21 protein-coding genes are annotated in these 23498 nt (G+C 63.5%); 17 read left to right on the top strand and 4 right to left on the bottom strand.

The window, feature by feature from the left end; genetic code table 11:
• Positions 1-9 precede the first annotated feature (9 nt).
• Genes araH through NKJ67_RS01735 form a run of 4 tightly spaced genes read left to right on the top strand, consistent with a single transcriptional unit; the run spans position 10 to position 4395 of the window.
• Positions 10-960 carry an L-arabinose ABC transporter permease AraH gene (gene araH, locus NKJ67_RS01750; protein ID WP_027039818.1) on the top strand — a complete coding sequence of 317 codons (951 nt, stop codon included), beginning with the start codon at positions 10-12 and terminating at the stop codon, positions 958-960.
• Between the two features lie 15 nt (positions 961-975).
• On the top strand, positions 976-1755 hold the full coding sequence (locus NKJ67_RS01745) for an SDR family oxidoreductase (RefSeq protein WP_292680744.1): 780 nt from the start codon (positions 976-978) through the stop codon (positions 1753-1755).
• 14 nt (positions 1756-1769) lie between these two features.
• Complete coding sequence (araD, locus tag NKJ67_RS01740) at positions 1770-3482, top strand: L-arabinonate dehydratase (RefSeq protein ID WP_352580226.1); 1713 nt, start codon at positions 1770-1772, stop codon at positions 3480-3482.
• A 7-nt stretch (positions 3483-3489) separates the two neighbouring features.
• A complete protein-coding gene (locus tag NKJ67_RS01735) occupies positions 3490-4395 on the top strand; it encodes a dihydrodipicolinate synthase family protein (RefSeq protein ID WP_352580225.1) in 906 nt (301 codons plus the stop codon).
• A gap of 14 nt (positions 4396-4409) precedes the next feature.
• Here NKJ67_RS01735 and NKJ67_RS01730 read toward each other — a convergent pair whose 3' ends face one another.
• The 4 genes from NKJ67_RS01730 to NKJ67_RS01715 all read right to left on the bottom strand — a co-directional run bounded on the left by NKJ67_RS01730 (position 4410) and on the right by NKJ67_RS01715 (position 7993).
• The gene (locus tag NKJ67_RS01730; protein WP_127397822.1) at positions 4410-5156 is read right to left on the bottom strand and encodes an SDR family NAD(P)-dependent oxidoreductase; all 747 of its coding nucleotides are present in this window, start codon (positions 5154-5156) and stop codon (positions 4410-4412) included.
• A 66-nt stretch (positions 5157-5222) separates the two neighbouring features.
• The gene (locus NKJ67_RS01725) at positions 5223-6734 is read right to left on the bottom strand and encodes a UxaA family hydrolase (RefSeq protein ID WP_352580224.1); all 1512 of its coding nucleotides are present in this window, start codon (positions 6732-6734) and stop codon (positions 5223-5225) included.
• A gap of 235 nt (positions 6735-6969) precedes the next feature.
• Positions 6970-7299 (bottom strand): L-rhamnose mutarotase, encoded by a 330-nt coding sequence (locus NKJ67_RS01720; RefSeq protein ID WP_127322223.1) that lies wholly within the window; start codon positions 7297-7299, stop codon positions 6970-6972.
• Positions 7300-7318: 19 nt separating this feature from the next.
• Complete coding sequence (locus NKJ67_RS01715; protein WP_352580223.1) at positions 7319-7993, bottom strand: GntR family transcriptional regulator; 675 nt, start codon at positions 7991-7993, stop codon at positions 7319-7321.
• 340 nt (positions 7994-8333) lie between these two features.
• Here NKJ67_RS01715 and NKJ67_RS01710 point away from each other — a divergent pair, with 340 nt between their 5' ends.
• The 13 genes from NKJ67_RS01710 (at position 8334) to NKJ67_RS01650 (ending at position 23487) form a co-directional block, all read left to right on the top strand.
• Entirely contained in the window at positions 8334-9836 is a 1503-nt protein-coding gene (locus NKJ67_RS01710; RefSeq protein WP_352580222.1) for a sugar ABC transporter ATP-binding protein, read from the top strand.
• Positions 9833-10831, top strand: a complete 999-nt coding sequence (locus NKJ67_RS01705; protein ID WP_352580221.1) for an ABC transporter permease — start codon at positions 9833-9835, stop codon at positions 10829-10831. Before NKJ67_RS01710 ends, NKJ67_RS01705 begins: the two co-directional genes overlap by 4 nt.
• Positions 10831-11826, top strand: coding sequence for an ABC transporter permease (locus NKJ67_RS01700; protein ID WP_352580220.1), 996 nt, complete (start codon positions 10831-10833; stop codon positions 11824-11826). Before NKJ67_RS01705 ends, NKJ67_RS01700 begins: the two co-directional genes overlap by 1 nt.
• Positions 11827-11840: 14 nt before the next feature.
• Positions 11841-12779: a sugar ABC transporter substrate-binding protein gene (locus NKJ67_RS01695; protein WP_127269514.1), complete on the top strand. Its 939-nt coding sequence runs from the start codon at positions 11841-11843 to the stop codon at positions 12777-12779.
• A 238-nt stretch (positions 12780-13017) separates the two neighbouring features.
• Complete coding sequence (gene ssuD / locus NKJ67_RS01690) at positions 13018-14190, top strand: FMNH2-dependent alkanesulfonate monooxygenase (protein WP_352580219.1); 1173 nt, start codon at positions 13018-13020, stop codon at positions 14188-14190.
• Positions 14187-15647 (top strand): FAD/NAD(P)-binding protein, encoded by a 1461-nt coding sequence (locus tag NKJ67_RS01685; protein ID WP_352580218.1) that lies wholly within the window; start codon positions 14187-14189, stop codon positions 15645-15647. The genes ssuD and NKJ67_RS01685 overlap by 4 nt, the downstream gene beginning before the upstream one ends.
• A gap of 166 nt (positions 15648-15813) precedes the next feature.
• The gene (gene sfnG, locus NKJ67_RS01680; RefSeq protein ID WP_352580217.1) at positions 15814-16920 is read left to right on the top strand and encodes a dimethylsulfone monooxygenase SfnG; all 1107 of its coding nucleotides are present in this window, start codon (positions 15814-15816) and stop codon (positions 16918-16920) included.
• A gap of 112 nt (positions 16921-17032) precedes the next feature.
• On the top strand, positions 17033-17968 hold the full coding sequence (locus NKJ67_RS01675; protein WP_352580216.1) for an ABC transporter ATP-binding protein: 936 nt from the start codon (positions 17033-17035) through the stop codon (positions 17966-17968).
• Positions 17965-18864 carry a branched-chain amino acid ABC transporter permease gene (locus tag NKJ67_RS01670; RefSeq protein WP_352580215.1) on the top strand — a complete coding sequence of 300 codons (900 nt, stop codon included), beginning with the start codon at positions 17965-17967 and terminating at the stop codon, positions 18862-18864. The genes NKJ67_RS01675 and NKJ67_RS01670 overlap by 4 nt, the downstream gene beginning before the upstream one ends.
• A gap of 4 nt (positions 18865-18868) precedes the next feature.
• Positions 18869-19909 (top strand): branched-chain amino acid ABC transporter permease, encoded by a 1041-nt coding sequence (locus tag NKJ67_RS01665; RefSeq protein ID WP_352580214.1) that lies wholly within the window; start codon positions 18869-18871, stop codon positions 19907-19909.
• Between the two features lie 82 nt (positions 19910-19991).
• Positions 19992-21329 (top strand): ABC transporter substrate-binding protein, encoded by a 1338-nt coding sequence (locus NKJ67_RS01660; RefSeq protein WP_352580213.1) that lies wholly within the window; start codon positions 19992-19994, stop codon positions 21327-21329.
• 79 nt (positions 21330-21408) lie between these two features.
• Positions 21409-22215: an ABC transporter ATP-binding protein gene (locus NKJ67_RS01655; protein WP_128307107.1), complete on the top strand. Its 807-nt coding sequence runs from the start codon at positions 21409-21411 to the stop codon at positions 22213-22215.
• 24 nt (positions 22216-22239) lie between these two features.
• On the top strand, positions 22240-23487 hold the full coding sequence (locus NKJ67_RS01650; RefSeq protein WP_352580212.1) for an SfnB family sulfur acquisition oxidoreductase: 1248 nt from the start codon (positions 22240-22242) through the stop codon (positions 23485-23487).
• The last annotated feature ends 11 nt before the right edge of the window (positions 23488-23498 follow it).

Genomic DNA, 23498 nt, shown 5'->3' with positions numbered 1-23498 from the left:
GACTTTGGCATGACCGACCAGTTGAAAAAAATCCTGCTCGGCGAACAGGGCCTCGTCGTCATCTTTGTCGTCGCCTTCGCGCTGGTGTCGGCCCTGGTGCCGAACTTCCTTACGGACCGCAACATGCTCGGCCTGCTGCAGTCGGTGGTCACCGTCGGCATCGTCGCCTGCACCATGATGTTCTGCCTCGCCGCGCGCGACTTCGACTTGTCGGTCGGTTCGATCGTCGCCTTTGCCGGCATGGTCGCTGTGATGGCCTCGAATTACACCGGCTCGATCCTGCTTGGCCTGCTGGCGGCAATCGCCTGCGGCGCTTTCGTCGGCTTCATCAACGGCGTTGTCATCGCCAAATTTCGCATCAACGCGCTGATCACGACGCTGGCCACCATGCAGATCGTGCGCGGCTTTGCGCTGATCGCGTCCGACGGCCGCGCCGTCGGCATCAACAGCCCGGATTTCTATCAGCTGGCGCTCTCGAAACTGCTCGGCATACCGACGCCGGTCTGGGTGCTTGCCATCCTGTTTTGCATCTTCGGCTTCGTCCTCAACCGGACCGTTTTTGGCAAGAACACGCTGGCCATCGGCGGCAATCCGGAGGCCTCGCGGCTTGCCGGCGTCAATGTCGACCGGACGCGCATCTGGATTTTTGCGCTGCAAGGCGTCGTCTGCGGTATCGCCGGCATCCTGCTGGCGTCGCGCATCACCTCGGGCCAGCCCAACGCGGCGGTCGGGCTCGAGCTTTCGGTTATCTCGGCCTGCGTGCTCGGCGGCGTTTCGCTCGCCGGCGGCCGCGCCACCATGTCGGGCGTCATCGTCGGCGTGCTGATCATGGGCATCGCCGAGAACGCCATGAACCTGCTCAACATCCCGGCCTTCTACCAGTACATCGTGCGCGGCGTTATTTTGCTCCTGGCCGTGCTGCTCGACAATCTGCGCTCGTCGGCTTTGGGTCGGCGATAGGCTGGAGGAACAAAAATGGCTGAGCGCCTTTCCGGCAAACGCATCTTCCTGACGGGTGCAGCGCAAGGCATCGGGCTTGCCATCGCCGAAGCCTGTTTGGCCGAAGGCGCAAAACTGTTCCTGGTCGACCGCGACGCCGCACTGCTGGACAAGGCAGTCGCCGGCCTTGCCGCACCGCAAGGCCATGTCGGACATGCGGCAGTCGACATAAGCGACAGCGCCGGGATTGCGGCTGCCGTCAGCCAAGCGGCTGCCGAGATCGGCCCGATCAACGCGCTGATCAACAATGCCGGGGTCAATGTGTTCTCGACGCCGCTCGAGGCGACCGAGGAAGAGTGGAACCGCAACTTCGACGTCAACGTCAAGGGAGCCTGGAACTGCAGCAAGGCGGTGCTGCCGGGCATGATCGCGAGCGGCGGCGGCGCCATCCTCAACATCGCCTCGACGCACAGCTTCACCATCATCCCGCATACCTTCCCCTATCCGGTCGCCAAGCACGCGCTGCTCGGCCTGACCAAATCGCTGGCACTCGAATATGCGGCGCAAGGCGTGCGCGTGAACGCGCTGGCGCCGGGCTATGTCGAGACGCAGAAGGCGATCGATTACTGGAACAGCTTTGCCGACCCGGCCACAGCACGCGCCAACACCATGGCACTGCACCCCGGCGGCCGCATCGCCACGGCGCACGAGATCGCGCTTGCCGCGGTGTTCATGATTTCCGACGAGTGCCCGTTCATGAACGCGGCCACGCTCGTCGTCGACGGTGGACTGAGCCAGCTCCAGCATCCCGCCTGAACGCCGGAAAGACCATGACCAAGAGACGATCGCAGCACTGGTTCAGCGGGCTGGGCAAGGATGCCTTCATCCACCGCAGCTGGATGAAGAACAACGGCCTGCCCGATGATGCCTTCGACGGCCGTCCGGTGATCGGCATCTGCAACACATTCTCCGAATTCACGCCTTGCCACGTGCATTTCCGTGCTCTGATCGAGCACATCAAGGCCGGCGTGCTGGAAGCTGGCGGCCTGCCGCTCGAATTCCCGGTCTTCTCTTGCGGCGAGTCCAATCTGCGGCCGACGGCGATGCTGTTTCGCAACCTCGCCTCGATGGATGTCGAGGAGGCGATCCGCGGCAATCCGATGGATGGCGTCGTGCTGATGGCCGGCTGCGACAAGACCACGCCGTCGCTGGTCATGGGCGCGGCCTCCTGCGACCTGCCGTCGATCGTCATTTCCGGCGGGCCGATGCTCAATGGCCGCTTTCAGGGCCGGGAGATCGGTTCCGGCACCGATGTGTGGAAATTCTCCGAGGATGTCCGCGCCGGCGTGATGAGCGAGCAGGATTTCGCCGATGCCGAGAGCGCCATGTCGCGCTCGCCCGGACATTGCATGACCATGGGCACCGCCTCGACCATGGCTTCGATGGTCGAGGCGCTCGGCCTGGCGCTGCCGGGCAACGCCGCCTATCCGGCGGTCGATGCGCGCCGCAGCCGCATCGCCCGCATGACGGGGCGGCGCATCGTCGAGATGGTCAATGAGGATCTGCGCCCGTCGGCTATCCTCACCAGACAAGCCTTCGCCAACGCCATCCGTGTCAATGGTGCCATCGGCGGCTCGACCAATGCGGTCGTGCATCTGTTGGCGATCGCCGGCCGTGTTGGCACCGAGTTGACGCTGGACGATTGGGATCGATATGGCCGCGATGTGCCGACCATCCTCGACCTGATGCCGTCCGGCCGTTTCCTGATGGAGGATTTCTGTTACGCCGGTGGCATTCCGGCCGTCATGAAGGAGATGGCCGGTCTGCTCGATCTCGACGCGCTGACCGTCACCGGCAAGACTGTGCGCGAGAACATCACTGACGCCCAAAACTACAATCCGGAGGTGATCCGCCCGCGCGACAAGGCGCTGACATCGCACGGCGGCATCGCGGTGCTGCGCGGCAATCTGGCGCCCGACGGTGCGATCATCAAGCCGTCCGCCGCCTCACCAGCGCTGATGAAACATCGTGGCCGCGCCGTCGTCTTCAAGGACATCGACGATTACAAGGCGCGCGTCGACGATCCCTTGCTGGATATCGACGAAACGTCGATCATGGTGCTGAAGAATTGCGGGCCGAAAGGCTATCCCGGCATGGCCGAAGTCGGCAACATGGCGCTGCCTCGGAAGCTGCTGAAACAAGGCGTGCGCGACATGATCCGCATCTCCGACGCCCGCATGTCCGGTACTGCCTTCGGCACTGTCGTTCTGCATGCCGCACCCGAAGCCGCTATCGGCGGCCCGCTGGCGCTGGTCAGGAGCGGCGACTTCATCGAGCTCGATGTCGAAGCGAGGAAGCTGCATCTCGACGTGTCGGAACAGGAGTTGGCGCGGCGTCGTGAATCCTGGCTACCGCCCGTCCCGGCGATGCGCGGCGGCTATCAAGGCCTCTACGTCGACCATGTCCTGCAGGCGGATCGTGGCGCCGACCTCGACTTTCTCGTCGGAAGCCGTGGCCATGCCATTCCACGCGAAAGCCATTGAGGTACGCGTGACAAAATTCAAACCAGATGATTTCCACGGTATTCACGCCATCCTCTACGCGCTGTTCGACGAGAATGAACAGCTGGACCGCGCGGCGATGCGTCGGCAGGTCGAGATCTGCCTGGCGACCGGCGTGCACGGCATGGCGGCGCTCGGCCTGGCAACGGAAGTCGCCAAGCTGACCGAGGCCGAGCGTCGGACGATCATGGACTGGACGGCGGAAGACACCGCCGGAAAAGTGCCGCTCGCCTTCACCATCTTCGGTTCTTCTGTGGCTGAGCAGGTGGCGCAGGTTCGCCATGCCGAAAGCGTCGGAGCGGATTGGGTGATCCTGCAGCCGCCGCCAGCCGGATCCTATGGTGCGCCGGAATACATCAAGTTCTTCGGCCGCGTCGCCGAGGCGACCGACCTGCCGGTGGCGATCCAGAACGCGCCGGCCTTTTTCGGGCGCGGCCTGTCATCGGACGAAATCCGCGAACTCGTCACGCTGCATCCCAACATAAGGCTGATCAAGGGCGAAGGTCCGGTCACCGACATCGCCGGGCTGATCGAGCGCACCGAAGGCCGGATACCGGTTTTCAACGGACGCGGCGGCCTGGAACTGGTCGACAATTTCCGCATCGGTTGCCGCGGCATGATCCTGGCGCCGGATTGCGCCGACTATGCCGTGCGCGCCTATCATGCGTTCCGCGCCGGAGACGAAGTCACGGCCGAGGCTGAATATGCAAGAATATTGCCGGCTGCCGTCTTCGTCATGCAAGGCATCGAGAGCCTGGTCTGTTACGGCAAGCGGCTGTTCGGCGCCCGCGCCGGCATCCCGGTACATGACCGGGCTCCGGCGATGCGGCCAGGCGAGCCTGGCCTCGCAATGGTGGAGCGCTTTGCGATTGGTCTGGGTGGGTTGCCTGGCTGAACGGCAACTGCCTTTCAGTAGGTCGTCCGTCCACCCGACAGGTCGAACGTGGAGGCGGTTGTAAAGCTGTTCTCCTTGGAGACGAGCCAGGCGACCATCGCCGCGGCTTCGTCGACCTCCAGCAGGCGGCCGCGCGGAATGCGCGAGCGCATATATTCGATGTGCTCCGGCGTCAGCTGTTCGAGGATGCGCGTCTGCGCCGTGGCCGGCGAGATGCAGTTCACCGCGATGTCGTACTGCGCCAGCTCCTTGCCGAGCGACTTGGTCAGGCCGATGACCGCCGCCTTCGAGGCCGAATAGGCTGATGCGTTCGGGTTGCCCTCCTTTCCGGCCACCGAGGCTATGTTGACGATGCGCCCGTAATTGCGCTCCTTCATTCCCGGAACCACGGCGCGGTTGACGTAGAACGTGCCGTTCACATTGACATCGATGACCTTCTTCCACGTCTCGATGTCGTAGACGTCGAGCGGGGCGGCCGGGCCGGCAATTCCGGCGGAATTGACCAGAATGGAAATCTTGCCGGCCAACTCTTCGGTCCTGGCGCGCGCCGCGTCCACCGACGCCCAATCGGCGACGTCCACGATCTCCGTCGTGGCGGCGTTGCCAAGTTCCTTCTTGGCGGTTTCGAGGCGGGCCTCATCGAGATCCCACAAGGTTACCGTCGCGCCGGAGGCGACGAAACGTCTGGCCATCGCAAAGCCGAGGCCCTGGGCGCCGCCGGTGACGACAGCGTGCTGGCCGTCAAGATCGATGCTGTTCATGTCGAGCGGTTCTTTCCGTTTGAGCTACTTCCGGGATAAGGGCCGGCCTGCAGGCGGGCGGTATCGCTACATGGTCGCGCCAAGGCTCCATGGCACGAACTCGTTGTCGCCATAGCCGAGCGCTTCCGACCTGGTGCGCCCGCCGGAAGCGACGCGCAGGATCTCGGCGAAGATCTCCTTGCCCTTCTCGGCCAGCGAGACGCCGTCCAGTATGTCTCCGCAATTGATGTCCATGTCCTCGCGCATCTGCTCGAAGATGAAGCTGTTGGAGGCAAGCTTGATCGAGGGCGCCGGCTTGCAGCCGAAGGCCGAACCGCGGCCGGTGGTGAAGCACAATATGTTGGCGCCGCCGGCGACCTGCCCGGTGGCCGAGACCGGATCGTAGCCAGGCGTATCCATAAAGACGAGGCCGCGCTCGTTGATCGGCTCGGCATATTCCAGCACTGCGCGCAGATTGGTGGTGCCGCCCTTGGCGGAGGCGCCGAGCGATTTCTCCAGGATGGTCGTCAGCCCACCCAGCTTGTTGCCGGGCGAAGGGTTGTTGTTCATCTCCATGTCGTGCCTGGCGGTATAATCCTCCCACCAGCGGATGCGCTCGATCAGCTTTTCACCCACCGCGCGGCTCTCGGCGCGCAAGGCGAGAAGATGTTCGGCGCCATAGATTTCGGGCGTCTCCGAGAGCACGGCCGTGCCGCCTTGCCCGACAAGCAGGTCCACCGCAGCACCCAGTGCCGGATTGGCGCTGATGCCGGAGTAGCCGTCCGATCCGCCGCATTGCAGTGCTAGCACCAGTTCGGAGGCTGGTTGCGGCGTCCTTTCGGCGGCGTTCACCGTAGGCAGCATGTCGACGATCGCCTTAACGCCGGCCTCGACTGTCTTTCGCGTGCCGCCGGTTTCCTGGATCGTCATCGTGCGGAAAATCGTGCTCTCCTCGATGTTGTACGACTGCATCCAGCGCGGAATCTGGAACGCTTCGCAGCCGAGCCCGACCATCAGCACGCCGCCGACATTGGGGTTCGTGGCAAAGCCCCATTGCGTGCGCTTCAGCAGGTCGTAAGCGGGACCCTTGGTGTCGATGCCGCAGCCAGTGCCGTGGACGAGTGCGATGATGCCGTCGATATTGGGATAGTCGCGCAGGATGCCAGACCGGTTGACCTCGTCGGTGATGAACCGGGCGACGCTGGCAGAGCAATTCACTGACGTCAGGACGGCGATGAAGTTGCGCGTGCCGACCTTGCCGCTCGGCCGGCGGTAACCCATGAAGGTGGCCCGCTCGGCCTCGGCAACGATCTCGGTTTGCCTGGTATTGGTGCCGAAGACGTAGTCGCGTTCGAAATTGCGCAGATACACATTGTGCTCGTGAACCCAGTCGCCGGCGACGATGGGTTCCCGCGCAAAGCCAATGGTCTGGCCGTATTTCACGATCGGGTCGTCCGAGCTGATGTCGCGCAGGGCCATCTTATGCCCGCGCGGTATGCGCGCCTTCGCTGCCACGTCCCCGGCTTTGTCGCCGATCTTCAACGGATCGACCGCCAGAAGAATGTTGTCGGTATCCGACAGCTTGATGAACCGTGCCATGACCCAAACTCTGAAAAAGCTCTCCCCGACAAGAAGCGTCGAGAGGCAAAAGTGATTTGGAATACTAATATAATAGAATGTCAGTGGTCAAGGTGCGGTTGCGAAAGGCCTGGACTGCAGGGCGTTGCGGCGGATCGGTCAGGTGAGTGGCGTGCGATGAGTGCGCCTTGCGGCGCCGTTTGAGGGCGGCAAACGGCTGGATGAAACAACCGATCGCCGCCCGGCCGGGACACGGTCAGTCGAGATGGAAGACCTCTTCCATCGCCGCCCACCATTCGCCGTCGGCGCGCGTCGGCAGTGGCGTCTGCATGGGGTCGCACAGCTCCCACCATTTGCGCATCGCAGGCGACTCGCCCATTCGCGCCGCATCCTTGGCGAAGTCGCTGCCGTGATACTCCCAGCAGGCGAACAGAAGGTTCTCCGGTTCGCGCAGGAAGATCGAATAGTTGCGGATGTTGGCGCGGCTGATGACGTCGAGCACTTCGGGCCAGACGGCGGCGTGGACGCGCTTGTAGTCCGCGATCGCCTCGGCTTTCACGCCGATACAAAGTCCCATTCTTTGCATGCCGGTGGCTCGCGAGGCTTCAGCCGAGAAGGTCGGCGGCGACTTCGAGCGTGTTGCGGAACGACGTCTCGAGATGGTGTTCCATCGCTTGCGCCGCACCCTCGGCGTCGTGGCGCTCGAGCGCGTCGAAAATGGCCTCGTGCTGCTCGATCGTCTGTTCTCCATAGCCCGGTCTGGGGATGGCGAGATAGCGTCCGCGATCCATCTGTGCCTTCGAGATGTCGACGGCTCTCCAGATCATCGGCAGGCCGCAGATCTCGGCTATGGTGCGGTGGAAGACATCGTCGAGCTGTATCGCGGTGGCATATCTGCCGCGGGATATGGCAAGCCGGTGCGCCGCCATGTTGTCTTCCAGCAATTCGCTGGCCGCCGCTGTGAACTTGGCGGCCGCGCGTCGGGCGCTCTCCATCTCCAGTGCCCGCCGAATGACATAGGCTTCTTCCAGGTCGGCCCGGCTGATCGGAGCGACATAGGTGCCGGTCTGTGCCAAGATCTTGACCAGGCCCTCGTCGCTGATGCGCTTGACCGCTTCGCGCACCGGGGTGCGCGACACCCCCAGGGCCTCCGCGATGGCGACTTCGTTGATGACCTCTCCCGGCTTCAGCTGCCCGACGACGATCAGGTTGCGGATCTTGTGGTAGATCTGATCGCGGAGCGGAAGAGCCCGATTGAGCGTCGAAGGATCCAGGTCCATTGCAAATCCGTGTCTTCGTTCACCAGAAATGGCCAGATAATACTAGAATGTCAATCGGAACGCATCCAATGGAAGCGGTCGGGGTGTCGGTGGACACGATGTTCATAACGACCGCCGGAAATCCACCTTGCCAGAACTATTATATTAGTGCAATAGTCACCATCCGCGGTGAGAAATTCAACCGCAACCGAGAGCCTGGACTGAGTCGCGTGTTCAAAAGCCCGGACGTTCAAGCCAGTTCGAAGAGGGGTCGAGCTGTGTTGAAGCGGCTATTATACTAACATATCGATGGCCGATACCGAGGACGATCGGCCGGCCGCCAGGAGGAACCTAGCCAGATATGACTGTCGCCGCCGATTGCGCCTTGGACATGCGAGGCATCAGCAAGACGTTCCCGGGCGTGAAGGCTCTGTCCAACGTCAATTTCGCCGTCAAATTCGGCACCGTTCATGCGGTCGTGGGTGAGAACGGCGCCGGCAAATCGACGCTCATGAAAGTACTCAACGGGTCCTACGCACCCACCAGCGGCACAATCAGGGTCGGCGGCGCCGAAGTGCGCATGCGCCGGCCCGCCGATGCCCAGGCGCTGGGCATCCGCATGGTGCATCAGGAAATCAATCTGGTCCCCGACCTGAGCGTCGCCGAAAACGTCTATCTCGGCCGCATGCCGGGCAAGTGGACCTTTCTGCGCAAGGGCGAGATGATCCGGGCTGCAGCCGCCGTCCTCGATGAGCTCGGAGCGGCCATCAACCCGCGTGAACGGCTCGGCAACCTGTCGATCAGCCAGCAGCAGCTCGTCGAGATCGCCAAGGCCTACGCGGCGCAGCCCAGGATCATCGTCCTGGACGAACCGACATCCAGCCTCAGCGAGCATGAGACGGCGGCGTTGTTCCGGATCTTGCGCAAGATGCGCGATGACGGAATCGCCATCATCTACATCAGCCACCGACTGAAGGAGGTGCTCGAAATTGCCGACGAGGTGACTGTGCTGCGCGACGGCTCAATGATCGAGACGCGGCCGATCGAAGGCATAAATGCCGCTCACATGATCAGGCTGATGGTCGGTCGCGAAGTCAGCAATGTCTTCCCGAAAAGCCCGGCCGAGATCGGCAAGTCGGTGCTGCGCGTCGAACGCATCAGCGACGGCACGCGCTTCCGCGATGTCAGCTTCGATGTACGCGCCGGCGAGATACTGGGCTTGACCGGGCTGGTGGGTGCTGGCCGCACCGAGGTCGCCCGCGCAATCTTCGGCCTGTCGCGGCTTGTCGAGGGCTCGGTCAGCGTCAACGGACGCAAGGTCTCGATCAACTCGCCATCCCAGGCGGTCAGGGCAGGCATTGCCTATGTTCCCGAGGATCGCAAGGGCGACGGCGTCGTGCCTGGAATGTCGATCCGGGAAAACATCAGCCTGCCCATATTGCGCCGCCTGAGCCGTTTCGGACGCATCAGCCGCAGCGCCGATCACGCGCTTGCCGCGGACTCGGTCAAGCAGTTTTCAATTTCACCGCCCGACGGCGAACGGCGCATCAGCCTGCTGTCGGGCGGTAACCAGCAGAAGGTGGTCATCGCCAAATGGCTTGCCGCCAAACCTTCGGCCTTGATCCTCGACGAGCCGACGCGGGGTGTCGACGTCGGCGCCAAGGCCGAGATCCACCACATCATCGGCCAACTCGTCGCCGGCGGCATGGCGGTCGTGATGATCTCGTCGGAGCTGCCCGAAATCCTCGGTGTCTGCGACCGCGTGGTGGTGATGCGCGATGGCTATGCCTCCGAGCCTCTCCTGCGCAGCGAATTGAGCGAGGAGCGCATCATGGCGCTGGCCACGGGGGAGGAGATGGCGTGACCGAAGCGGCCATGGAGATCGGCGGTGTGAACCGCAACGACCGCTTCACGCGTGGCAACAGGCTTGTCGGTGTCCTGTCGAGGGCGGGGCTGGCCTTCGCCATCCTCGCCGTGATGCTCTACGGCTCCTTCGTCAGCTCCGCCTTCTTCACATCAGGCAATTTGCTCAACGTCCTGACCTCGATGTCCATCGTCGGCATCGTCGTCGTCGGCATGACCTTCGTGCTCGTGGTCGGCGGCCTGGCCGACCTCTCGGTGCCGGCCACCATCGCCTGCGGCGCCATCCTGTCGCTCGGGCTGCAGCCGATGATCGGGCCGCTGCCGGCCTTCGTCCTGGCCGTCGGCCTTGCCGGCCTCATAGGCCTGCTCAACGGCGTCTTGGTCGGCTATGTCGGCATCAACCCCATCATCGCCACGCTCGGCATCGGCACGATCGGACTGGGCATCGTCCAGGCGGCTGTCGGCGGGGTCATCGTCTATGGCAGCAATCCCGCCTCCGCCGAGTTCGCCAAGGGCCGGCTGTTCGGCATTCCGGTCGTGGTGCTGATCTTCCTGGTCATTGCTCTTGTCGGCCATTTCGTGCTGTCCCGCTCCTTCTGGGGCAGATGGACGCTTGCCACCGGCGGCAATTACAGCGCCGCCGAGGCAAGTGCGGTTCCGGTGCAGGCCGTGAAGGCTGGCGCCTTCGTGATCACAGCACTCGCTTCCGGCATCAGCGGCGGCCTGCTCGGGCTGACGCTGCAGAGCGCGCGGCCGCTCATCGGCGGCGGCTACGAATTCAGTGCCATCACGGCGGTGGTGGTCGGCGGCGTGTCGATCGTCGGCGGCTTCGGATCGGTGCCACGGGCCATCGCCGGCCTCATCTTCGTGCAACTGCTGACCAACGTCATGGTGCTCGACGGTGTGCGCACGCCGATCCAGGGTTTCGTGCTCGGCATCCTGATCGTCGGCGCCGTCGGCATGGATGCGGCGCTACGCAAACGGGGCGTGGCGTGATGCGCTTTCTTTCGCTTGTCTCGCAGCATCGCGTCGTCATCATTCTCGGCCTGACGCTCATCGTTTCCGCGCTGGTGGTCCCCGGCTACCTCTCGGCATCGACCCTCGGCCTCGGCCTCGACCGGGCGGCGACGATCGGCCTGATCGCCATCGGCCTGACGGTGCTTTTGATATCAGGCCAGATCGACCTCTCCGGCGGCGCGGTGTTTGCTCTGGCCGGCATCGTATCGGTCATCCTGCAGCGAGAGATCGGCATTCTCCCTGCGGCGATCGTCGGCATCCTGGTCGGTACCTTGGCAGGCGCCATCAACGGCATGCTGGTCGTCGGCCTGAAGGTGAATTCGCTCGTGCTGACGCTCGCGACGATGCTCATCTTCCGCTCGCTCGCGCACTGGATCACCAACAGCCAGCCGGTGACCGGAACCGACATCATGCTCTCCCTGGCGCTGGCCAAGATCTATCTCGATGTCTTCACCCTCCGCAGCGCGCTGTTCATCGCCCTGATCGTGCTGCTGCATTTCTGGCTGACGCGCACCATACCCGGGCGCAACGTCTTTGCGGTGGGGTCCAACCCGGCGGCTGCCAAGGAAAGCGGTATCGCCTCGGACCGTATCGTCTTTCTCGGCTTTGTCTTTGCCGGCACGCTTGCCGGCCTGGCGGGGGTTCTCCAGAGCCTCGTCACCAACACCGGCTCGCCTGTCTTCGGCTCGGAACTGACGGTCGCCGTCATTGCCGCGGTCGTTGTCGGCGGGACTCGCCTCGAAGGCGGCAGGGGATCCGCGCTCGGCACGCTCGGCGGCGTGCTGACAATCGGCTCGCTGACCATCGCGATGGAGTTCCAGTCCGTTCCCGCATACGTCCAGCAGGTCGTGTCCGGGCTTATCCTGATCCTGCTCGTCGTGCTCGATCGGGCCGTTACCACCAAGGGGAGGGCTCCGGGCACGCGCCCGGCGCTCGTTCGCGACAATCCAATCACTCAAGGAGGAACCACATGATTGGGAGGAAACACATGATTGGCAAGAAAAGCATGCTTCACGTCGCCGCCGTGGCGGCTGTGCTGGCATCGACGGGCTGGGCCAGCGCCAAGACGGTCTGCTACGTGACGGCAGCGGATTCGCATGCCTACGCGACGCCGGCCAACAAGGCGCTTCAGGCGCGCGCCGCGGAACTCGGCATCGAGATCCTGAGCCTCAGCCAGGATTTTGATGTCCAGAAAGGCACCGAGCAGCTCAACACCTGCGTTGCGCGCAAGGTCGACGGCATCATCCTGTGGCCGCTCGACCCGCAGGCATACATACCGGGGCTGGCGCGCGCGCAGCAGGCGAACATTCCGGCGATCCTCATCAATTCACCGATGAGCGACGATGCCAAGCCGTTCATCAAGTCGTTCACCGGGCCTGACGTCTACGAGGAAGGCAAGCTGGCGGCGGACTCGCTGAGCAAGGCGCTCGGCGGCAAGGGCTCCGTCGTCATCATCGCCGGCCAGGCCGGCAACGGCACCACGATCGGACGCGTCAGCGGCTTCACCGACCGTCTGAAGGAAACCAATGCCGACATCAAGGTGCTCGACACGGTCAACGCCGACTTCGACCAGCAAAAGGCACTGGTGGTCAGCCGCGATCTGATCACACGCTTCGGCGACCAGATCAGCGGCGTCTACGCCAATGACGACACGATGGCCCGCGGCTTCATCGACGCATGGAAGGAGGCCAACCCCTCCAAGGCCGCACCGCCGATCGTCGGCATCAATGGCCAGAAGGATGCGTTCGAATCGATCCGCACCAATGAAATGTACTCGACCATCGTCCAGTCGCCCGTCGAGGATGGCCGCCTGGCGATCAACACGATGGCCGAGATCATCGACGGCAAGCAGGTCAAGGACCGGCTGCCCATCCCGCTGACCGTCGTCACCAAGGACAACGTCAACGCGGTCGAACCAGCGTTCTGATACAAGGAGGCCGGCCCGGTGTATTCGGGCCAGCCTCCTTTTCTTGCCAGAGAGAGAAATTCTAATAGCGGCGGCAGAATTGGAATAAACTAACTCTACAGTGTTTGTGGAATAAGCAATCTGCACTGGCGATCTGGTTTCCACCCGGACAGGACCACGCCATGCCCACTCTTTCGCATCAGCTACTCACCAAAGCAGGCATATCCGGCCGCCTTCGTCAGGCAGCGGGAGAGAGGCCATGAGCCGGGTCGTGCCGGACCGCATCAAGGTGCTCTGGTTTCTGCCGACGCATGGCGACAGCCGTTATCTTGGCACGGCCGAGCGCGGCAGATCGGTCGATCTGCCGTATCTGACGCAAGTGGCGAAGGCGGCCGACACGCTCGGCTACTATGGCGTGCTGTTGCCGACCGGCCGCTCGTGCGAGGATTCCTGGGTGATCGCATCGGCTCTTGTGCCGATGACCGAACGCTTGCGTTTCCTTGTCGCCGTGCGGCCCGGTTTGCAGTCGCCAACGCTGGCCGCGCGCATGACTGCGACGCTGGATCGCATCTCCAATGGCCGCCTGCTGATCAACGTCGTCACCGGCGGCGATCCGCTGGAGAACAAGGGCGACGGCATTTTTCTGTCGCATGCCGAGCGCTACGAGGTGACGCAGGAATTCCTTCGGATCTACAAGCGGGTGCTGAGCGGCGAGACGGTCGAACATGAGGGCAAGCATTTCCGCATCGAGGATGGAAGGCTGCTGTTTCCGCCGGTGCAGACACCCTATCCCCCGCTCTACTTCGGCGGCTCGTCCGACGCTGGGTCCGTGGTGGCGGCGCAGGAGATCGACAAATATTTGACCTGGGGAGAGCCGCCAGCCGATGTCGAGCGCAAGCTGGACGGCATGCGTGAACTGGCGCAGAAGGCCGGCCGCAAGCTCTCCTTCGGCATTAGGCTGCATGTCATCGTCCGCGAAACCACCGAGGAGGCTTGGGCCGCGGCCGACAGGCTGATCAGCCGGCTCGACGATGCGACGATCGCCTCGGCGCAGAAGGTCTTTGCCCGCATGGATTCGGTCGGCCAGGCGCGGATGAGCGCACTGCATGGCGGCAATCGCGCCAAGCTCGAGATCGCGCCCAATCTGTGGGCCGGCGTCGGCCTGGTGCGCGGCGGCGCAGGGACCGCACTTGTCGGCGATCCCGACACGATCGCCGAGCGCATCGACGAGTACCGGCGCCTCGGCATCGATACCTTCATCCTTTCCGGCTATCCGCATCTCGAAGAAGCCTATCGCTTCGGTGAGCTGGTGCTGCCGAAACTGCCGACCGACCATCCGGTCAAGGCAGCCGGCTCTTCCGTCAACACCGGTCCGTTCGGCGAAACCATCGCCGGCGACCACCGGCCGAAGTCGCTCGCCAGCGCCTCGTGAACTTGCTTCCTGCGCCCTCGCGGTTGCGCGTCGCCATTATTGGCGGCGGCTTTTCCGGCGCCGCGGTGGCGTGGCACCTGGCGCAAATGCCTCGGCCGGAGCGGATTTCCATTTCCGTGGTCGAGCCACGGCCGGTCCTTGGCGGTGGCCTTGCCTATTCCAGCGAGGAACCGTCTCATCGGGTCAATGTCCCCGCAGCCAGGATGAGCATGGCTCCCGACGACCCGCAGCATTTTGCACGCTGGTTGACTGGCAGCGGAGAACTCGAACGCGACCCGGATGCCATCTGGAAGAACGGCGACGCTTTTCCGCGCCGACGCGTGTTCGGTCGCTACGTCGCCGAGCATCTGGCGCCGTATCTCGGTTCCGGCCGTGTTCATTATGTTCAAGGTTCCGCCATACGCGTGACGCGCGATGCCAGTGGCGCGGGCTGGACCGTGCATACGTCCAGTGGGTTGGTCGCTGCCGACATCGTCGTCCTGGCAGCGACGCACCCACAGCCCGCGATTCCAGCCGCGCTGATCCATCTGACGGAAGCACTGGGTTTCATCGCCGACCCGTATGCACCAGCGGCGCTTGCCGCGATCGGTCCGGAGGCGTCGGTGCTGATCGTCGGCTCCGGGCTGACCTCTGCCGACATGGTCGCCGAACTCGACCGTCGTGGCCATCGCGGCCGCATCCTGGCGCTGTCGCGCCGCGGCTTACGCTCGCGCGGACACCCCGATGTCAGGGGCGAGCCTTTTGGCGATTTTGCATCCGCGCCGGCCTCGACGGCGCTCGGCCTGCTCAGGGCCATTCGCGCGACGCTGACAGCTGCGAGAGCGGCCAATGTCAACTGGCAGTCGGTCTTCGACCAGCTGCGCCTGCAGGGGCCGGTGCTGTGGGCCGCACTTGCCCCGCCGGAGCGGGCAAGGCTGGTCCGCCGGCTGCGCGTGTTCTGGGACGTGCATCGCTTCAGGATCGCTCCGCAGGTGGCGGCGGTGCTCGACCGGCGTCATGCTGCCGGCACATTCGACACCATTGCCGCCAGGCTTGTCGCGTCGAACGATGAGGACGGCAGCCTGGCTGTCAGCTTTCAACGGCGCGGGCAGACACGGATCGAGACGACGCGCTTCGATGCCGTCATCAACACTACGGGTCCGGCTCATGGGCAGGCACTACAGCTGAACCCGGCGCTGAGCTCGCTGGCGGAAGCCGGCTTGATCAGGACGGACCAATATGGACTTGGCATCGAGACAAGTCTCGACAGCCGCGCAATCGGCTCGGACGGTGAGGCGGTTGCGACACTCCTGGTCGCCGGCCCGCTGGCAAGAGGCACTTTCGGCGAGCTCATGGGTCTGCCGGAAGTCGCCCGCCATGCCCAGGCGGTCGCGGGGGAAATTGCCAAGCTGCTGGTTACGCTGCCGTTAGCGCAGGCGATCGGCGCCCATGCCGCGCATGGCCCTCTTGCGGGCTGACATCTTCAGGCCGGGTTCGGCAGCGAAAATTGGTATTTCCGTCCCAAGAGTGCCCCAAAAACGGAAAATCCTTCTTTGTATATATATTCTATAAACATAATAAATATCGGCGAAGTCCGGCTGCGGCCGGATCGATCAATGACACGGCCTGAATGGGAGACATTTCATGGCACACGCAGAGACCGATGCGATCAAGTTTGCCTACTGGGTGCCGAATGTTTCGGGCGGCCTGGTGATCTCCAACATCGAGCAGCGCACCAACCATTCGGCCGAGTATAACCGCAAGCTGGCGCAGATCGCCGAGAGGTCCGGCTTCGACTACGCGCTCAGCCAGATCCGTTTCACCGCTGGCTACGGCGCCGACGAACAGCATGAATCGGTGGCGTTCAGCCATGATCTGCTGGCGGCGACCACCACGCTCAAGGTCATCGCCGCGATCCTGCCCGGGCCATGGAACCCGGCGCTGGCGGCCAAGCAGATCGCCACCATCAGCTACCTGACCAACGGCCGCGTCGCGATCAATCTTGTCTCCGGCTGGTTCCGCGGCGAGTTCCACGCCATTGGCGAGCATTGGCTCGACCATGACGAGCGCTACCGCCGCTCGGAGGAATTCATCCGTGCGCTGCGCGGGATATGGACCGAAGACAGCTTCACCTTCCGTGGTGATTTCTATCGCTTCAATGAGTACTCGCTGAAGCCGAAGCCGCCGCGGCCGCTGCCCGAAATCTTCCAGGGCGGATCGTCGCGCGCCGCGCGCGACATGGCATCGCGCGTCTCAGACTGGTACTTCACCAACGGCAACACGCCGGCCGAGATCGCCAGGCAGGTCGACGATATCCAGTCCAAGGCGAAGGCCAACAACCATTCCGTCAAGGTCGGCGTCAATGCCTTCGCGGTCGTCCGCGAGACAGAAGACGAGGCCAGGGCGGTGCTCGCCGAAATCATCGCCAAGGCCAATCCCGAGGCGGTCAACGCCTTTGGTCACGAGGTGAAGAATGCCGGCAAGGCTTCGCCGGAAGGCGAAGGCAATTGGGCGAAATCGTCCTTCGACGACCTGGTCCAGTACAATGACGGCTTCCGCTCCAACCTGATCGGCACTCCCAGGCAGGTTGCTCAACGCGTCGTCGACCTGAAGCGCGCGGGTGCGGATCTCATCCTGCTCGGTTTCCTGCACTTCCAGGAAGAGGTCGAGTATTTCGGCAAGCATGTCATCCCGCTCGTTCGCGAATTGGAAGACGCCGAGGCAGCGGCGGCGTCGCTGGCGGCGGAGTAGTCACCCCATAGGCACGCCGGACAGGCGCCGGCCTGCACACATGAAGCTTGCCCGGCGCGCTGATCCGTCGGGCGGCAATAGGATTTTGCGCGCCTAATCGAGGACGATTGGAATGCCGTTGCCCAATTATACGCTCGGAGTGATGGACGCTTCGGTCTATGCGCCGGAAATCTTTGCACGCGGCTTGCCGTCAGGCCTGCGGTCGGAGCAGTCGTTCGAAGATGCCGCCAGGCCGGCAGGGTCCGTTGCCGACGCCGCCTCTCCCTTGCTCGCGCTTCAGGGCATAAGCCTGTCGTTTGGCGGCGTCGTCGCACTGGCCGACGTCGACCTGTCGGTTCTACCAGGCGAGATCCGTGCCATCATCGGCCCTAACGGCGCCGGCAAGAGCTCGCTGATCAACGTCATCAGCGGCGTCTACAGGCCGGATCGTGGCCATGTCCAGCTCGACGGTACCTTCTATGCCCAGGTCCCGACGCAGCGGCTGGCCCATCTCGGCGTCGCCAGAACCTTCCAGAACCTTGCACTGTTCAAGGGCCTCAGCGTCCTCGACAATGTCGCCTCTGGCCTTGCCTACAAGGTTCGCTCCAACTTTGCCGGCCAGGTGCTCGGCATCGGCCGCTCGCGTGGCGAGCAGCGCGATTCACGCAGCCGTGCCGAACAGGTCCTCGAATTCCTCCATCTCACCGCCATTCGCGACCGTCTTGTCGGCACCTTGCCTTATGGGCTGCAGAAGCGTGTCGAATTGGCCCGCGCTCTTGTGGCCGAGCCGCGCCTGCTTTTGCTCGACGAGCCGATGGCCGGCATGACAGCGAGCGAAAAGAGCGAGATGGCGGCTTTCGTCCGTGCCGCGCGCGATCGTTTCGCCGTCACCGTGGTGTTGATCGAGCACGATGTCGGTGTTGTCATGGGTCTGTCCGATCGCATCGCCGTTCTCGACTACGGCCGCAAGATCGCCGACGCCACGCCCGATGAGGTCAGGAACGACCAGCGCGTCATCGATGCCTATCTCGGCGTCGCCTCGGACAATGAAGACGGGGCAGGCATATGATCGCCGGTTTCGACTACCAGTTCTTCATCGAAGTGCTCGTCGGAGGCCTGCTCTCAGGCGTCATGTATTCGCTTGTCGCGATCGGCTTCGTGCTCATCTACAAGACCTCGGGCGTGCTCAATTTCGCGCAAGGCGCGATGCTGCTGTTTGCGGCACTCACCTTCGTCAGCCTTTCCGAGCGCGGCATTCCCTTCGCGCTGGCGCTGGTGGTCACCTTCGCCATCATGGTGGCGATCGGCATCGCCATCGAGCGCACGGTGCTCAGGCCACTGACCAACAAGCCGCCGATCACCCTGTTCATGGCGACGCTTGGCCTGTCCTACATCATCGAAGGCGCTGCCCAGCTGATCTGGGGCACGCAGGTCCACGGCCTCGATCTCGGCATCGAGGACGTGCCGCTGGAAATCGGCGGCGTGCTGATCAGCCAGTTCGATGTTTTCGCGGCCGTGGTTGCTTCCGGCATGGTCCTCTTGCTGTCGCTGTTCTTCCGCTACACCCGCATCGGCCTCTCCTTCCGCGCAGTCGCCGACGATCAGTTCGCGGCACTCGCGGTCGGCCTCAGGCTACCCCTGATCTGGGCCACTGTATGGGCCGCCGCCGGCCTCGTCGCGCTGGTGGCCGGACTGCTGTGGGGCGCACGCCTGGGCGTGCAGTTCTCGCTGTCGCTGGTGGTGCTCAAGGCGCTGCCGGTGCTGGTGCTCGGCGGTTTCGATTCCATCCTCGGCGCCATCGTCGGCGGCCTCTTGATCGGCGCCAGCGAGAAGCTCGCCGAAGTCTATATCGGCGACTATTTCGGCGGCGGCATAGAGAGCTGGTTTGCCTATGTCGTCGCGCTCGTCTTGCTGCTGATCCGCCCTTCCGGCCTGTTCGGCCAGAAGCTCGTCGAGAGGATCTGAACGAATGACCGCGATAACAAGCGATTTCGCCGCCGCGCCGGTGCTGCCGAAATGGGTCGTGCCCGTGCTTTTGCTCGCTTTCGCTTACGGCGTCGTGCCGCTGATCGGCTCAAGCTATCTGTTCGAGGCCATCCTGCTGCCTTTCCTGGCGCTCAGCCTCGCCGGCGTGGGCTTGAACATCCTGACCGGCTATGCCGGCCAGGTGTCGCTTGGCAGTGCTGCTTTCATGGCGGCCGGCGCCTTTGCCGCCTATAATTTCAACCTGCGTGTCGAAGGCCTGCCGCTGGTCGGCAGCATCTTCCTGGCCGGCATAGTGGCGGCCGCGATAGGCGTCGTTTTCGGCCTGCCGAGCCTGCGCCTGAAGGGTTTTTATCTCGCGGTTTCGACCCTTGCCGCGCAGTTCTTCGTGCAATGGGCGCTGACCAAGTTCAGCTGGTTCTCCAACAACTCGGCGTCAGGCGTCATCGACGCGCCGAGACTGTCGATTTCAGGTTTCGCGCTCGACGGCGCCATCGGCCGCTATCTGTTCGCGCTGACCATCGTCACCGTCCTGACCTTCCTCGCCCATCGGCTGGTCTCGTCGCAGACCGGGCGCAACTTCATCGCCATCCGCGACAATGAAACCGCCGCCCGCATCATCGGCATTCCGGTGCTGAAGACCAAGCTGCTGGCCTTCGCCATCTCGTCCTTTATCATCGGCGTTGCCGGCGTCATCTGGGCCTTCGCGTACCTGAGGACCGTCGAGCCGGATGGCTTCGATCTCGACCGGTCGTTCCAGATCCTGTTCATCATCATCATCGGTGGTCTGGCTTCGATCCGCGGCGCGTTTTTCGGCGCCGCCCTCATCGTGGTCTTTCCACTCGCTCTGTCGCGCCTCGGCGGCTTTCTGCTTGGCGATCTCTTCGACTCGGGCGTGCTCGACATGAGCCAGCGCATCGTGCTGGGCGCGCTCATCATCCTGTTTCTGATCCTTGAACCCGACGGGCTGGTGGCGCTGTGGGACAGGGTCCGAAGACGGCTCCTGTTCGCCTGGCAGTCGACTTGAGCTGATGCATTGAAAATGAATCCAATCCGAAAATGAACAAGGGGCCGAACCCAAGACGGCCCATACCGGGAGTATCTCGACCATGACTTTCCTCAGCACAATCAAGGCGGCGGCTTTGTCCGCGGCGATGATCGTGTCGGTGGCCTTGCCCGCCGCGCACGCCGACGAACAATATTTCCCGCTGCAGAGCTATCGCGTCGGGCCTTATGCGGCCGGCGGCACCGGCTTCTTCGGCGGTTTCATCGACTATCTCAACCTCATCAACATCCGTGACGGCGGCGTCAACGGCGTCAAACTGACCTGGGACGAATGCGAGACCCAGTATGAGGTCGAGCGTGGTGTCGAATGCTATGAGCGGCAGAAGAGCCATGCCGGTGCCGCCGCCTGGAACCCGCTCTCGGTCGGCATCGCCTATGCCATGATCGATCGCATCACCGCCGACAAGGTGCCGCTGATCACCGTCAACCACGGCCGCACCGACTCCACCGACGGGCGTGTCTTCCCTTACGTGTTCCCGCTGCTGCTCAATCCCTACAGCGAAACCTCGGGCATCGTGAACTACATCGCCTCCAAGGAAGGCGGCATCGACAGACTGAAGGGCAAGAAGATCGTCGTGCTCTATCATGGGTCGCCCTACGGCAAGGAAACCATCCCGATCTATGAATTGCTGGCGCAGAAATACGGCTTCATCGTGCAGCAGATCGAGGTGCCGCATCCCGGCAACGAACAGCAGTCGCAGTGGCTGACCATCCGCCGCGCCAAGCCGGACTTCGTCGTCCTGCGCGGCTGGGGCGTGATGAACCCGGTGGCGCTGAAGACGGCGGTCAAGGTCGGCTTCCCCGTCGACCATATCGTCGGCAATGTCTGGTCGAATTCCGAAGAGGACGTGATCCCCGCCGGCGACGCCGCCAAGGGCTACACCGCCATCACCACGCAGGCTTCCGGCAACTCCTACCCGGTGGTGCAGGAGATCGTGAAGACGGTCTACGGCGCCTCCAAGGGCAACCTTGAAGACAAGGCGCGCATCGGCTCGGTCTACCACAATCTCGGCATTGTCAACGGCATCCTCAATGTCGAGGCGATCCGGGTCGCGCAGGAGAAGTTCGGCCACCGCACGCTGACCGGCGACGAGGTCCGCTGGGGCTTCGAGCATCTCAAGCTTGATCCCGCCAAGGTCGAGGCGCTCGGCGCCAAGGACCTGTTCCATTCGATCAACGTCAGCTGGGACAATCACGAAGGCGAAGGCTACGTGACCTTCCAGCAGTGGGACGGCAAGAAGTGGAACGTCGTCTCCGACTGGATCGCGCCGGACTGGGCGTTGCTGCGGCCGATCATCGAGAAGTCCGCCGAGGCCTACGCTGCCGAGAAGGGCATCAAGCTGCGCACTGCCGACGATGCCAATGCTGTGACCACCAACTGATCAGTCAGTGCCGGGCGTCGCGGACCAAGTTCCGTGGCGCCCGGCCTCTTTCGGTTTCCGAACCGTGAAAGAACAGCCTATGCCGAACGATGACGTCATTCTTGCCATGGACGCGGTCCATGCCACCTACAACCACGCCATCACGGCGCTGCATGGCGTCAGTTTTGAGCTCAGGCGCGGCGAAATACTGGCGCTGCTCGGTGCCAATGGCGCCGGCAAGACCACGACGCTGAAGGCCGTCTCCAACCTGCTGCCGGCGGAACGTGGCCAGGTCAATGCCGGCACCATCCGCTATGAAGGGTCCGATGTCTCGCGCCGCAAACCGGGTGATCTGGTGCGCGCCGGGCTGGTCCAGGTGCTGGAAGGCCGCCACTGCTTCAAAAGCCTCACCGTCGAGGAGAATCTGATCGCCGGCGGCATCGGCCGCAGCGGGAGCCGCGCCGAGATCAACGGGGATCTCGAACGGATCTACGGCTATTTCCCGAGGCTTCGGGAAAAGCGCCGGACATTGTCCGGCCTGACCTCCGGCGGTGAACAGCAGATGACCGCCATCGGCCGGGCGCTGATGTCGCGACCGCGTTTGCTGGTTCTCGACGAACCGTCGATGGGACTCGCGCCGCTCATCGTCCAGGACATCTTCCAGAGCTTGAAAAAACTCAACCGCGAGACCGGCCTGTCGATCCTGGTTGCCGAGCAGAACTCGGCGGTCGCGCTCAGATACGCCGACCACGCCACCGTGCTCGAAAACGGCGTTTCCGTTCTCGCCGGCGCTGCCGTCGAACTTCGCCAGCGCGAGGACATCAGGGCCTTCTATCTCGGTCAATCAACCCCCGGGCAACAGGTGTCACCCGCCACCAGGCCCGCCCATCTCCACGCCGTTGCCTGAGCCAAAATCCCAAGGAGCAGTGAAATGACCGTTTCGACCGTCAAAACCGACAAGGCTTCCGCCGCCGTGCCGCCAGTCGCAAGGCCGACCGCCCCAGCGCACATCATCAAGGATGATGCCGAGGCGATTGCGATTGCCCACGCACTCGCCGCCGAATTCGTCAAGGACTCCTCCCAGCGCGACCGCGAGCGGATCTGGCCGGTCGCCGAACTCGATGCCTTTTCGCAAAGCGGCCTGTGGTCGATCAATGTACCCAAGGCATACGGTGGGCCGGAGGTGTCCTATGCGACGTTGGCGAAGGTAATCGAGATCATCTCGGCGGCGGATTCCTCGATCGGCCAGGTTGCCCAGAACCATCTCGGTGTTGTCGCCGCCATTCGCACCGTGTCCGACGCGGACCAGCAGAAGCTGCTGTTTGCCGAAGCGTTGAAAGGCACGCGGTTCGGCAACGCCTTTTCCGAGTTCGGCTCCAAGCGCGCCGCCGATTTTGAGACCCGCTTCACCGATGCCGGCGATCATGTGGTTGTCAACGGCCGCAAATTCTATTCGTCCGGCGCGCTGCTTGCCCATCTCGTGCCGATCGTGGCGCTCGATGACGAGGGCCGCGCCTGGTATGCGATCGCCGACCGTGCCGCACCCGGGCTGACGGTCATCGACGACTGGTCGAGCTTCGGCCAGCGCACGACGCTGTCCGGCACCGTTATCATCGACAACGTCAAGGTGCCGAAGACCCATCTGGTACCCGGCTACAAGGGCTACGACAGGCCGACCGCCGACGGCGCCATCTTCCAGATCATCCAGGTGGCGGTCGACACCGGCATCGCCCAGGCGGCGATCGACGAGACCGTCAATTTCGTCAGGACCAAAAGCCGCGCCTGGATCGACAGCGGCGTCGACAACGCCTGGGACGATCCTTACACCATTCAGGCCATTGGCGACCTGACGCTGCGCCTGCACGCGGCGCAGGCGCTGCTCGAAAAGGCCGGTCATGCGATCGACCGGGCAGTGATCGATCCGACCGCCGACACGGTGGCGCACGCCCAGATCGTCACCGCCGAGGCAAAAATCCTGTCGACCGAGATCGCCATTGCCGCAACCAACAGGCTGTTCGAACTTGCGGGAACCCGCTCGACGCTGGCCGAACACAATCTCGACCGGCATTGGCGCAATGCCCGCACGCACACGCTGCACGATCCGGTGCGCTGGAAATATTCGATCCTCGGCAAATATTTCCTCAACGGCGAAAATCCGCCGCTGCACGCCTGGAGCTGATCTCCCACCGG

Source organism: Mesorhizobium sp. M0088 (assembly GCF_040322895.1).
GTDB lineage: Bacteria > Pseudomonadota > Alphaproteobacteria > Rhizobiales > Rhizobiaceae > Mesorhizobium.
The sequence above is the reverse complement of the archived record's forward strand: the minus strand, read 5'-3'. Positions and strand labels throughout refer to the sequence as shown.